At 54.3% G+C, this 12,724-nt stretch carries 11 protein-coding genes and 1 pseudogene; 2 read left to right on the forward strand and 10 right to left on the reverse strand.

Going from position 1 to position 12,724, the window contains the following annotated elements; genetic code table 11:
• The first annotated feature begins 440 nt into the window (after positions 1-440).
• Positions 441-911 (forward strand): hypothetical protein, encoded by a 471-nt coding sequence (locus AC2FMD_RS12435; RefSeq protein WP_496713380.1) that lies wholly within the window; start codon positions 441-443, stop codon positions 909-911.
• A 241-nt stretch (positions 912-1,152) separates the two neighbouring features.
• On the opposite strand, the gene AC2FMD_RS12440 is transcribed toward AC2FMD_RS12435, so the two are convergent.
• The 3 genes from AC2FMD_RS12440 to AC2FMD_RS12450 form a co-directional block, all read right to left on the reverse strand.
• Positions 1,153-1,860, reverse strand: coding sequence for an IS6 family transposase (locus tag AC2FMD_RS12440; protein WP_496795066.1), 708 nt, complete (start codon positions 1,858-1,860; stop codon positions 1,153-1,155).
• A gap of 1,504 nt (positions 1,861-3,364) precedes the next feature.
• Positions 3,365-4,909, reverse strand: coding sequence for a ShlB/FhaC/HecB family hemolysin secretion/activation protein (locus AC2FMD_RS12445; protein WP_496712535.1), 1,545 nt, complete (start codon positions 4,907-4,909; stop codon positions 3,365-3,367).
• Positions 4,910-5,127: 218 nt separating this feature from the next.
• Positions 5,128-6,060: an SdiA-regulated domain-containing protein gene (locus AC2FMD_RS12450; protein WP_496682732.1), complete on the reverse strand. Its 933-nt coding sequence runs from the start codon at positions 6,058-6,060 to the stop codon at positions 5,128-5,130.
• 182 nt (positions 6,061-6,242) lie between these two features.
• On the opposite strand from AC2FMD_RS12450, the gene AC2FMD_RS12455 reads away from it, so the two are divergent.
• The gene (locus AC2FMD_RS12455; RefSeq protein ID WP_496712536.1) at positions 6,243-7,001 is read left to right on the forward strand and encodes a hypothetical protein; all 759 of its coding nucleotides are present in this window, start codon (positions 6,243-6,245) and stop codon (positions 6,999-7,001) included.
• Here AC2FMD_RS12455 and AC2FMD_RS12460 read toward each other — a convergent pair whose 3' ends face one another.
• The 7 genes and pseudogenes from AC2FMD_RS12460 to AC2FMD_RS12490 form a co-directional block, all read right to left on the reverse strand.
• Positions 7,002-7,943, reverse strand: a complete 942-nt coding sequence (locus tag AC2FMD_RS12460) for a metallophosphoesterase family protein (protein ID WP_496795067.1) — start codon at positions 7,941-7,943, stop codon at positions 7,002-7,004.
• Positions 7,933-9,366 (reverse strand): hypothetical protein, encoded by a 1,434-nt coding sequence (locus tag AC2FMD_RS12465; RefSeq protein WP_496795068.1) that lies wholly within the window; start codon positions 9,364-9,366, stop codon positions 7,933-7,935. Before AC2FMD_RS12465 ends, AC2FMD_RS12460 begins: the two co-directional genes overlap by 11 nt.
• A 19-nt stretch (positions 9,367-9,385) precedes the next feature.
• Positions 9,386-10,030, reverse strand: a complete 645-nt coding sequence (locus AC2FMD_RS12470; protein WP_496795069.1) for a protein-tyrosine phosphatase family protein — start codon at positions 10,028-10,030, stop codon at positions 9,386-9,388.
• Positions 10,031-10,101: 71 nt separating this feature from the next.
• Positions 10,102-10,299 carry a hypothetical protein gene (locus tag AC2FMD_RS12475; protein WP_496712541.1) on the reverse strand — a complete coding sequence of 66 codons (198 nt, stop codon included), beginning with the start codon at positions 10,297-10,299 and terminating at the stop codon, positions 10,102-10,104.
• An 84-nt stretch (positions 10,300-10,383) separates the two neighbouring features.
• Positions 10,384-10,617 carry a glycine zipper 2TM domain-containing protein gene (locus AC2FMD_RS12480; RefSeq protein WP_496712542.1) on the reverse strand — a complete coding sequence of 78 codons (234 nt, stop codon included), beginning with the start codon at positions 10,615-10,617 and terminating at the stop codon, positions 10,384-10,386.
• 281 nt (positions 10,618-10,898) lie between these two features.
• The gene (locus tag AC2FMD_RS12485) at positions 10,899-12,254 is read right to left on the reverse strand and encodes an IS1380 family transposase (RefSeq protein WP_496795070.1); all 1,356 of its coding nucleotides are present in this window, start codon (positions 12,252-12,254) and stop codon (positions 10,899-10,901) included.
• 373 nt (positions 12,255-12,627) lie between these two features.
• Positions 12,628-12,724, reverse strand: a pseudogene (locus AC2FMD_RS12490) (IS6 family transposase); the annotation flags it as partial.

Below are 12,724 nucleotides of genomic sequence, written 5' to 3' on the forward strand. Positions count from 1 at the left end.
CAAAACCGAATTTCTTGGAAACTTCCAGATTGATGCCTGCGTCCAAAGCGGACGTCGGCATCACCTCCTAGGGAAACCGGATGCTGTTTACCCGGGACCTCTTTTGAAGCTTATTCACGTCTGCCTTGGGCTCGTCTCAGTCATCTGAGGCTTTTTTTCAGATGACTGGTGTGCGGACGAAGCTGTCGTTCTCCCATTAACCTGTTTCAGTATCTGGGCTTGAGCAACAGCGATGGCGGGCGCGGTTGCCCGGCAGCAAGAAGCCGAGCGTGATACCGCTGGTAGGCCCAGAGGTCCATGTCGCGAGAGATGAACTCGCTGCCCCGGTCGACGCGGATCGTATCCTCAAAGCTTGCCTTGCACATAGACAAAAACCCGAATGCGTATAATGTTTTTCCAGTCCTGGTTTTTTTTAACCAGTCGCATGAGGAGGAAGAGCAATGAAGTCTCTCACTGTTTTTTTGGTTTCCTGCACAGCTTTTTGGGTCATGCAAGCGGCAGACGCTCTGGCCGCAAACTGCGGAACCGACTTTCAGCATGCCTATGAAAAGGGCGTTCGCGATGGTCGGGGCGATGGTTCTCATTTGCGTGAATATGACCCGATGCACCATGGTCGGAAGGTTGCCAGAAAATGGAATGAGCGCGGAAACTGTTATCGCGAGGGTTACGATGTAGGATATCGGAATGCTGCTGCCGATGCGCGAAAAAAGCCCTCGCGACCCTCGCATGAAAACGCTCCCACGCCGGGCTCCAACGAACGGGCATATTACGACGACGGATGCCACGAGGGTACCGGTGACGCACATATGAGCATGAGCATGGCATACGAGCGGCACTCTGACATGTATGACCGCAGGTTCGAGCCTTTTTTCAGGCAAGGCTATGAACACTGCTGGAAGTTGTTCAGGTGATAACTTGACGTAGTGGGGGCAGCCACGCCAGGTTCAATTTCTGGCAGTGGCTGCCGTTTAAATGGACGAAAATAGAGGTGGCGACGAAAGCAGCTTTTCTCTCACCAGTGCTTCTGGCGCCCGGATTCGTCCTTTAGAATAATGTAGAAAACATGCACGCTGCTGCGGCCTGTCAACGTATTCACGGAGGTGCTGTCAGACAGATTCTAACCAGTCTCAGTTTCCCAATAACCACGGGAACTTAGGCGGAACAGAGCTGACGCCACTCGGCGAGAGCGGCGTTGCGGATCAGCTTGAAGTTTTCGCGGGTGTAGAGGTGGCGCTCCTGGTTGAAATGGTTGTAAACGGAGGAATGAACGGCGGCGAACTTCTGCAAACTTCGCATGCGCCGGAAGCGCTGCATGGCCCGTTCTCTTCGTCGGAATGGCAGGTGCGAATTCTCAACCCGATTGTTCAACCAACGGCCTGTATGCTGCAGATCGGCCGCTCCAACCTCCCGCAACGCCGCACCGTACGAAGGGAGGCGGTCCGTCACCAGAACTTCCGGCCGATCGTAGCGCCGCATCAATTTTCTGAGGAATTTCAGAGCGGCTCGCTTGTTTCTACGTTTCGTGACCACGGCTTCCAGAACTTCGCCTTCGTGATCAACAGCGCGCCACATGTAGTGACGTTCGCCGTTGATCTTCACGAAAACCTCGTCGACATGCCACTGCACTTGCCGCTCGGATCGCAGTCTTTCCGCCCGCCGACGCCGGATTTCTGACGCGAACATCGGACCAAATCTGTTCCACCAGAAACGGATCGTCTCGTGACTTACATCAATACCGCGCTCGTGCAGCAGATCTTCGACATTCCGCAGCGACAAAGGGAAACGAACGTACATCATGACCGCAAAGCGGATAATTTCCGGGCTGCTATGAAAGTATTGGAATGGATCACACTTGGGCATGGCCAGAGGCTACGAAACCGCCCTGCCCGCCTCAACCAAATTCCTTCTGACACCACCACCGCCTGGTCCGACCGGCCCAGATGGTCGGAGGCTCTGCGAGGAAGTGCGGCACTTTAGATTATTGGCCCAGTTGAAGTAAATTTAGGTACGGAGCATTATCGGGATACTTCAGCCGACGTAAACGCCAGAGGATAAGGGCAATACGAAATCCAGTTAACCAGATGACAATTGACGAACTACTGGTCGATTAATCTCATTGTCCGAGCAAAACCTACCCAGCGAGCTTCAGCGCTGCTTTCGTTTGACCGAGATAATGCATCCGGAATGCTTCGGGTGCCGTGCTGGTACATCACGAGCCATCGCATCCACATTTCCAAGGTGTCGTAGTGCCCCGCTGTTCAGCAACACGCCGCGCCCGGCATCATACCGACGCTGTCCAAATCCGCTGGCAACGCATTCCCAGTCTTCCTTGTCTGCCGCGTTGCGGAACCTCGGCAGGTCGTGCGGGTCATGCCGTCCGGGTGTTGCTGCGACGTGATCGTGTTTCTTCGCATTGATTTGGTGGGTTAAATGATGGGACACTTGTGTTGTGCCAGGTTGTTGGACAGTACCGGTTGTCGGCCTCGGCTTTGGACGCATGATCGTCACGACGCCTTGTGGTTTCGGATGTCCTGGGACGGCCACGTGAGTTGCCGTAGGTTTTGGTGTCAACTGTGGAACCTGGCCAGGAACCGCCGTGGGAACCTGATTGGGGGTTCCTGTTGGCACAAGCGTTGGTGCAGCCGTAGTACCGCTGGGTTGCGGAACACGGCCGGGCACTGCGACCGGAATTTGGTTTGGTGCTGCAGTCGGGACGAGCGGTGGCACAGCAGTTTGACCGGTGGGCTGAGGCGGGACCTGACCAGGAACTGCGACTGGTATTTGGTTTGGTGTCGCGGTGGGCACAACTGGCGGCACCGCTGTTGGGCCGGTAGGTTGAGGCGGAACCTGGCCAGGGATAGCTATCGGAACTTGATTGGGAGTTGCAGTCGGAACTTGCGGCGGCACCGCGGTAGGCCCGGTAGCCAATGGCGGAACCTGATTTGGAACGGCTGTCGGAACCCGGTTTGGAGTCGCATTTGGAGTCAAAGGCGGAGCTAGGGTCGGCGCTACTACCGGCGTGGGAACCTGACCGGGAACCGCTATTGGTGTCGCGATAGGAACCTGACCGGGAATTGCGTTCGGAATCGCGCCCGGCGCAAGGACTGGAACAGTAACGGACGTGGGCGTTTGCTGCGTTCCCTTAGGCGGCAACTGATTTGCTACCGGCTGAGTTGGGCCGGTAATTTGATTACCTGTTACTTGCCCACCGGCCTGCCCGCAGCCTTGGCTTGACTGGTGAGGATTCCCTACGCCACGGCACCACCCGTAGTGATTTCCGCCGGCAACGACCTGTGTAGCGGCCAGTTCTGCAATCAAACAAGCTGTCGTAAGTAACGCAATTCTGTTCAGTTTCATAACATCCTCACCAACTTGTTGTCAGAGCAAGATACGCGCCTGGGTCGCCCGAGTCGGTCAGAGGACCGTCTCTCAAAGGGACGCCAACGTATCCGGATAGGAATAAGTTTCGCTTAAACTCGATGTCCAGCCCCAACCCGGTCGATGCCAGTGTAGCACTTCCCACTTCGAAACTGGCGGGATCATTATTCGAGATGTAGCCAACGTCGAGAAAAGCGAAGGGCGTCAGACGATTTACGCTCTGCGAGCTTGGGAAATAGGAGTGAGATACTTCGAAGATTGCTGAAATCCCTGAGTCACCATCCACTTCGTCAAAGCGGTATCCACGCAACGCATAACGATCACCAAGGAAGTACTCTTCGACAGAGGGTAGCCGGTCTGATGTATACTGACCCCAGATCTCTGTCCGCCAAGCTGTGTTGGGCGATAAGCCCGGTAGGGGGCTTTCGTATCCAATGCCGCCCCTCAAATGCCAGAACGAAGAGTCCCCGTCATCAAAGCTTGCGTCGGTCGTGTCGTTGTCATTGTCACCAAATGACAGAGTTAACCCTGCTTCAAGCGCTTGCCCCTTTGGATAATTCTGGCCGTAAAGGTAAGTGAGGCCAACGACACTGGCGTCACTCGATAGTGGAACGCCTCCGCTGACTGAATCCGCTTCTGAAAGACGGTAGTCCAGCAGCAGGTATCCATATCGGGCTACATCGCGGATAACGGGGTAACCCAATGCGACGGTGAAGTTTTCCCCGTCGACATCAGTTCTTGCAAAATCGCCAGAGATATCACGCTTGGCGTTTACATTGCCGTAGAAGATCTCACCGTACAAACCATTACTGTTAAGAGGCGTGCGATAGGTAAGAGCGCCCCATAATGAGTGTTCATCGTCTTTGTTCCAATTGTAATTGCCTGAACCCTCAAATCGCAGCAAATCCCCAACGGTCAGCGTCGAATAAAATTCTTGTACGACATAGAAACTGAGCGCTTCTCCAAGCTCACGCGGAGGATTGTCTAGTGTCGCACTACCAGCTTGTTTGCGCAGAGGTTCTCCCAAGACTCTCAGCCGAGCACCAGCCTGATCCGGGTAATCAAGTTCGGTCGATACGTCCAAATCGGGTATGTCCTCGGCTAGCATAACCGCCCGCTCAAATCGTTTGAGAGTTATTGGATATGCGGTAGTGAGGGGGCGAAAGATCTTTTCTAAGCTTTGGAACGTGCGAGTATCTACGCCTTCAATTTCGATGGTTTGAATACGCCCTTCATCAACAACAATGCTCTGCCCATCGGGGCCAGGCCAGGCCTCAGCCAAAAAATAGCCGTCTTCTCGGTAGATCTGCGTGATCGTTGATGCGACCTCCACCGCTGTGATGCGGCCTGACCGATCAAAGGCCAACTGACCGGCAAAAGTTAACAACTCATCTGAATCATACACCGTTACGCCGCTGACAGAGTGCCGGGATGCGACGTCCCAGGTTTGGGCAATGCTACTTTTTGGAACTGATGCAGTTGCCACAAGAGTGCAAATGATCGCAGAAACAACCGAGCTGAGTACGCGCATTTTTGACAACCTTAAGGTGATTGACATGTTGAAGTCCAATGGTATTACGTGGTTCGCATGTGTGAACCTGACGCTATTCGAATATATTGATGGGTGATGTTTTTGAGAAACACAGCGAACAGAGCGCAGATTTACTTAATACGCCGCACATACGACGGCGCTCAATTACACAACCCCGCTATTTTAGCATCTAAAGTAGAGAGCTAGTAGGACAGTCCTCACAACTCCGGCTGCTCAAAAACATAAAGCCGCGATTTCTTGGCATCGTCTGTCAGAATATAGAGAAGCCCTCTCGTCTCATCGAGAGCGATCCCTTCGGGATGTTTAACTTCTTTTTGTTTTCCATCTACTGTGAACGTCAAACTGATAGACTTTACTGACTTGGATTCTGGATTGTAGACGAAGATCTGACGGCCTTTGTCACTCACAATCCAGAGAGAACGTGAGTACCGGGACCATGCCAAGCCACTCAAATCCAGTTCATCATCATCTACACGCTCGGAGATAAAACCTGCATCGCGGGCTAAAGGAATGATCTCAATAATTTCGTCTAGCTCTGGCGATAACACCATCAACAACCTTGGTTCTCCCTCAATGCCAACGAAGACCCGCCCGGAATCCGGGTCAACGGCGATGCCTTCGGGTCCCTTGTTCAAAGGGTTGCCGACGAGTAATTCAGCGGCGGTCGGGAAACCTTTAAGAGATGCGAGAGGTATTTTAGTCAGTTGAATGGGGTCAGTTGGGTGAACGACTAGGATTGATCGGTCAGTTTCTTGAAGCACCAAAACAGACCCATCTTTTCGAGATGCAACACCCTCCAAATCTGATCCTGCCAATGCTGGCAATTTGAAAGAGTTTGCTAATACCCCGTCGACTCCGAGTAGGTGCAGTTTAGGTTCGGCATCACTTACAGACCACAAGAAGCCTTCGGCGTTAGACATTGCCAAACCAGAAGGCTCTGAAAATCCCTCTGATTTGTCTGCCACCTTGAATTTATCGACCAGAACCAAACCAGCACTTTCGGCGCAGGCAAAATCGGTCCAAGGCATGAAGGCTGCCGCAACCAAGCTGGCCGCAAAAGCGAGTCGTCTAAGTTTGCAGAAACACCATGAAATTTGAGCTTTTGACGAAAACACTCTGTTTTCTGTCATTGAATTCTCTCGCGCTTGGACCACATCCCTGTGTCAGCGTTCGTATCACAGTCCGGATGCGATGTCCGAAGAATGCACTGTAATCTCTTTACCTGATCCCGCCTGTTGCGATTGAATTGAATGGGGCATGACGTGCCTTTGGTGAAGTGTAAGCCTTTGGCGCATGCAGGAAGGAAAACAAGTTGAATACGACCCTCACATTTGTGACCGTGTTGTTGATGCTGCTGTTGCCGGGTACTGCGGTGTCACAAGTCGACCCTGCGACGATGCTGGCCGGGGCTTCGGGATCGGAAATTGTTATCGAACGACGTTGGATACAGTTTCGGGGCAAACAGGAACTGTATTTTTTTACTCTCGACGTCATCGTAACGGTCATATTGACTGGACTGATCGTCTATCACCCTGTGAGGCGGAGAGCCCGCAGAAGTGTCAGCGACATCGTCATGCCGCGACTGTTCTTCCTGTACGCGCTTGTCGGTATGGCGGTTGGGTTTCTGGTCGTACAGCACGGATCAATGATCGGTTTTGTCATATTTGGAATCGGAGCCCTGTTGAGGTTCCGATCAAATATGGATGACCCGGTCGACACGGTGGAAATGATTATAGTGACCGTGCTTGGGCTCGCAGTAGGGTTGGGCTTGCCCTTGATGGCCACACTGGTGGCGGTTGTATGTTGGTGTTTCATTTGGCTCGGTGGGCGAAACAAGGGTGTTGAAATTTCGCTCAAGGCTTCAGACGAAGAGCATTCACTGAAAGTCAGCGGAGCTATCGAAGCCATGGCAGCAGACGCTGGTTGGAAGCTGCTCAGAAAACACCACGTTCCCGGCAAATCTCGCGTTTCTTTGCTTTTCATTACCTCGGGCGGACTTTCAGAAGCCCGGATCGAAGAGATGGTAAACGATCTGGTCCCTGAAAAAGTTGAGTTGAAACTCAACCTCTAGTCATTTCACAAGGTCTAAGCGCTTCAAAACCGCATTTGGGGATCTGATCTCTTTCGGGAGCGACTTGAAGTTTACCGACCTTTCGAAATCAGGCCCTCGATATACCGCTATCCCAAACTCTCCGTTCGGCTGGAACGTAACATGAGTGAAGCTGTGAGGTGATCTGGCGCTATCGCCGATAAGCCGCCGCGTGCCACCCCCCAAACAAGCTTGGGAAACATAGGCCACACCGTCTTTCCAGCCTGGGAAGAAGGCATGATGGTGGCCTGACAGATGCAGAACGACACCGCTTTCCAGATAGACTTTTTCAAGTGTTGGGTCACCAATGATTTCGCGTTCTCGCTGGATCGCGAAGGGCCAAAGTGGGAGGTGACTGAAAGTGACAACCGGATTTCCATTTGCACCCAGTTCCACAAGTCGGTCCTGCTGATCACCGGATAGCGGCCCTAAGGTCGTAGCATCCAAAGATGCAAACGTTACGCCCTGCATCTCAAACGCGTAGAAGAAAGGATAGTCATCTGAAACCAGGAAATCGACATCTGGCTTTCTTGGTGTCCATTCCTTCGCATAAATTCTTCTTTCACGCTCAAACGCGCGATAGGCAGATGCGTCGTGGTTTCCGGGCGTGACAGCAAATGGAATTCCGGCACCCGCTATCGGATCTGATACGGCCTCGTGAAACGCCTTCCACATCTCCCTGACCTGTTTGTCTGACAAGTTGGGAATGCGCTGTCCCGCGACCATGTCGCCCGTCGAAATCACCAGATCGGGATCAATCTCAATTATCCGCTCAATCGCTTTGTAGACGCGGGGATCGTATTTTACCGAGCCATAGCTTCCGTTTAGATCCGATATGACGATTACATCCAACGCCGCCGCTTTACAGGCGAACATAGCGGTCCAAATGAACGCCGCAATAGGGGCAGAACGCTTACGGGTCATTACAGTCTAATGCCGCCACCTCGGTGTCGTTTCGCAAAAAGAATGCGACAGGGTTCAAGTCGAACATCAAATCACCACTAGAACAATTGTTCTGTAGGATGGACGTTGCCAACGCGGTGTTTTTCACAACTTGGGCAATCTGCCTATCTGACAACCCAAGACTCTGCGACAACCAGTCATAAATAGCACCTTGCGTTTGAAGGTCACTGTTCAACGCAACCAAGCGACGGTAGGTGCTTGGAGAGAAGTGCCGGATCTTCTCGAGCATTTGAGTAGATTTTGCGAAGTTGGCATACTCAACCCGCCCACCAGCATCGTTGTCGTTTAGATTGCTGCGGCGGATCAATATTGCGTTGGCCGGAACATCTCCATCGTTTGGTTGATGGTGCTTGGCTTTCTTATGCCTCAGTTCTCCGTCTTCGACCCAGTACCAGTAGGGCGTGAAATCAATGTTTCCAACACGGTCCTGCTGGCTGAAGATGAAGTCGAGCAGAACAATCTCGGTAAGTTCTTGCATCCAAAATGCCATCTGTTGGTCACTGACATCGGGACCGAGATCCTTGTTGATCTGCCGGTCTTTTCGGCCTTCTTTCACGCCATCTGCAATTGCCTCTGACAATGGTTTTGAAGAACGCAATGCCAAGAAGGCAGGAGTTTCCTGAAAATCGCGGTTTTGACCTTTCCCCCAACCAGATTTGCGGGTGCCGTTGATTTCCGAGCCGTATCGATGCCCAGGACTATCAACTAGTACACCGTATATTTGCGTTCGATCCGAGGTGAACAGATCATCGGTCGGTTGGTATGAGTTGGGGTCGGAATCCGCAGCTGCGAAGACCCGCCAGCCTTCATGGTTCATGCGCCCGCCATGAGAGCCACCTGAAATCGCAAGACCGGGCTCTGCGACCTCGGAGAGATGCGCCTGAGCGTCCATGCTGCGCCAGACCGCCACCGGCACTTTCACCGTTGCATCGAAATACCTGGAGAAATGATAGTAAAGCAGAGACGAGGTGGAAAACGTTCCACTCGTGCCCTTTTGGTTCATGGTGGTTTTGAATTTGGCCACTCTGTCCTTGGCTAATGCTTTTGCCGACTTGCCCTCTTTGCAAGCGTTTCTCTCGAATTCAGAGCGATTCCCCACGTAGGGTCCTTCCGAAATATCGTAGACGGCCATTCCTGGGCTGGTACTCCAGGTTTTTGGACAAATAGCGATTTCGGAGGCATAGAAATCGATCTCGCAATAGGCCGTTTCTTCCTGAAGATCGCTTTTCTTATACTCGCCCGTAGGAATTTTTTCGATCCGAATGCAGCGTTCTGTAACGCCATTGGGGCTATCAAATGTCGCGACTTCACCTAGAACATCGTCGTTCGCCCACAAGACGGTGGGCGCGATGACAGCAAGTGCCCCTACAAGGTTGAGCTTCATCTGAATAGTCCTCCAGATCTCATTTGGGGCAAATCGCGGCCTGCTGTTCGGCGGAAATCTTCAATTTGGGGTCGACACTGAAATTGGCGAACTTTGCGTCAATCCACTGGTCACACCCGCCCGAACATGGGGCCCCGTTTCTGGCATCATTCCAATATTCCTTGGCCCTTTCTTCCGTCCAACCGCAAAACTGAACAAGCGCCATTGCCGACAATGCGCCTGAGGAATGAACGCCCCACATGCAGTGCACAAGGACAGGACCCTTTGCAGGGTCCTCAATCACCTCGTGTATGGCGGCCATGACGGTGCCGGGGCGGGACGATCTGGCGCTCTGATAGTCAAAGGATCCGTTTCCACAACTGGTTCGGCCGAATTCGGTGTTCTTGCCGAAATCCGCATAAAACCCGGCCGAAAACCCGTCATCGCACAGTGTTTCGCGCTGAGCGTCGCTCAAGCCCGTTCGACCCTTGTCGCCGCCCTTGAAGCCAGAGCGATACATAACTCCGCCTAGGACTGGGCGAAAGAAAGCTACGCCATCGACGCCTCCGTCGCTGCCCTTAGAGAGCATCTGGCTGTTGCTTGGGCCACCGTTTCGACTGGTGACGTCAGAATTCGCCGCGGTTGCCAGAACACCAATGAATATGAGGGACGTCAAAAACCGCATGCGTATTCCTTTCTGTTTTCAGCCAGCGATGCCCACGCTTTTCCTGCCGTCAGTCCCACCGAGAGGCGCGTTCAGGGAAGCCAAGTCAGGTCGGCGGTTGGCTTCCCGCCCTGAAGCTTTAAATCGGCCACACCAAATTGATGATAAAGACGACCACGAAGTAGGCCAGAAAAACTTTCCAGTTCAATTGGTGTTTGTTTTCTTCGTTTATCACGCCGGCCGATCTCAACGCCAGGTTTGTTATGATCCCGAATTTCCCGAAGGATCAAGACACTTGACTGCCATGACCCTGGTTGCCGCTCAATAGGATCGTGCTGTCTGTTTTCAGAGGTAAAAGACGGCCCAATGGCGCCTCAAGTGCATGGGGGTTGGTTCTGTCCGCCGCAAGCGTTAGCACCAATTTGCGCACCAGCAGCGGCTCCTACCAGAGTTGCAGCTGTTCTCCCACTGCCGGACCCGATTTGGTTCCCCACCGCCGCGCCAACAAGTGCTCCGGAGGCCGCGTTCACGCCTTGATTATTTGTGCAAGCGGCAAGACTTGCTCCACAAAAAATCAACACCACAGTTGCCCTAACAATTCCGTTCATAGGATTCTCCGTTTGCTACATGTGTCCCAACCATTCGTGCGCTCGGACAAATGGTTCTATCCGACATTCCCCAAGTGGCGTGCCGTCTGACGTAAGGATCGCGTGGATCCGACCGCTGGACAAGCGTTTTTCGCCCTGAACGGCGCCTGCGGTCGCGCAGGCTGCTGGAACAGGGCGGATCAGACCGCGAATGCGCCGTGATCTGGCTCGGCGGTTGTGTTTTTCGGCGCAGCGGCCAGACCTGTCCTGCCGCTTTCGTTCAGTTTGGACGTGGATCGCGGTCATGCACATGACGGAGGTGCTCGCAATCGGCGGATGGCGGCGAGGATGGCGCGGACCATCGGGCCGGTGACGGCCACCTCAGCCAGTTGGAAGGTGATGGCGCGGGCATGGCGGACGACACGCGCCCCGATCTTGATCAGCTTCAGTTGCAGGCTGGTCAACGACCAGTCCGCCATCGCCTCGGGCAGCTCGGTGCAGCGCAAGAAGGTGGCCAGGTTGTAGGCCAGAGCGTGCAGTTGCAGTCGCACCTCGTTGTCGCGAAACTTCCGGTATGACAGCCGCGTCCAGCGAAAGGCGTATTTGCCTTCCTTGATATGCTGCTCGGCCGTGCCGCGCTGGTTGTAGAACCGCACCACCCAGTCTGACGCCATCGGCATGCTGGTGACGATGAAGCCGACACGCGGGAACAACTCGCCCGGATGCCATTCGATCTTAGCGATCACCCGGCGTTCCTTGTCCCAGGACGCCGCCTGATAGTCGAAGTCCTCGAAGAACCGTTTGACCTTGTTCAGGGAAGGCCGCCCCACGGGCTGTTTCAGCCGATGCGCGATCTTCTCGCGCAGGACGTTGTTCGCAGGCAGCCGGATGGCGTAGAAGAACCGGGCTTCTTCCAGCCGCTCATAGATCGCCGGGATCGCGTAAGCGGCATCAGCCCGGAAGAACCGGCCGCCAAGGTCGCGCTCCGCGTAGCGGGCGATGACGGGGTCGAGAACCTCCCGCCAGCCATCGGCGCTGTGGACATTGCCATGGCGCAGGGCGCAACGCTCCAGCATGCCGAACTGGTTGAACAGGAAGTTGGGGTGATAGCAGGTGCAGTCGAAATGCCCGTTCCAGGCTGCGCCCTCCTGATCGCCATGGGTGGGACTGACCGAACTGTCCATGTCCAGCACGATGTACTTCAGACCATTGCGGCCATGAAACCGGTCGATCCATTGCCCGTTCAGGTCGGCCAGCGCCGCCCGGTTCTCGGGCAAGGCCAGCGTCTCGGTCTCGAACCGCCCCATCTGTGAGGCCGAGGCCGCTTGCGCATCGACCGCCCGGCCACCCACGACCTGACGCATGACCGGGTCAATGGCCAAGCGGTCGGCGTCATTCACATCCTCGTATCCGGCCAACCGCCCGAACACCGATTGCCGGAACAACCCGTCGAGACGATGGACTGTGTTTTTGCCGCGTCGCGTTTCGCGCAGCGCCGCTGCCGCCAGATCGGACAACCCGAGCGCGTCATCCATCTCCCGCATCACTAGGAGGCCACCGTCGGAACTGAGCTGCGCACCTCGAAATTCCAGCCGCACGCGAGTGTCGAAATCCACCCGATCTGCCCGCTGCGGGCTCGCACCCTCTGGGTGATCCATGAAACGTGCCCCTCAAAGCCGACAACACCATGTTTTATATGCGAAATATCACCATCAGGACAGCGAAATCAGCGCGTTACTTGGGGAATACGGGATGATTAGAGCGACGATGGTGACCGCCGCATGTGCCAGGTCGAAATGCAAGTTGGATCTCCTTTTGCAGATTTGGGATTGGTGAATACGTGTCAGCAGTCACCTGACGGCAGCATCGTTACGTCCGAGTATCTTCCCTCAGATGTCGTGATCCGAGCGCAAGCACCAGTCTCCATGTTGAACCAGTACGAGGTCAGCCCTTCGCTTCGGATGAGTTCAAACCCGAGGGTGCTGCCAGACGAATGCTAACCGGTCTCCACATGGACAGAATGGCTGTCCCTTAATCGGCGCAGAGACCCCGCCACTCGGCAAGTGCGGCGGCCCGGTTCGATTTGAAGTTTGGTCTGGAGGAAAGCGTGCGCTCCGAATTGAACAGG

This window comes from Ruegeria sp. BHSC276 (assembly GCF_059612945.1).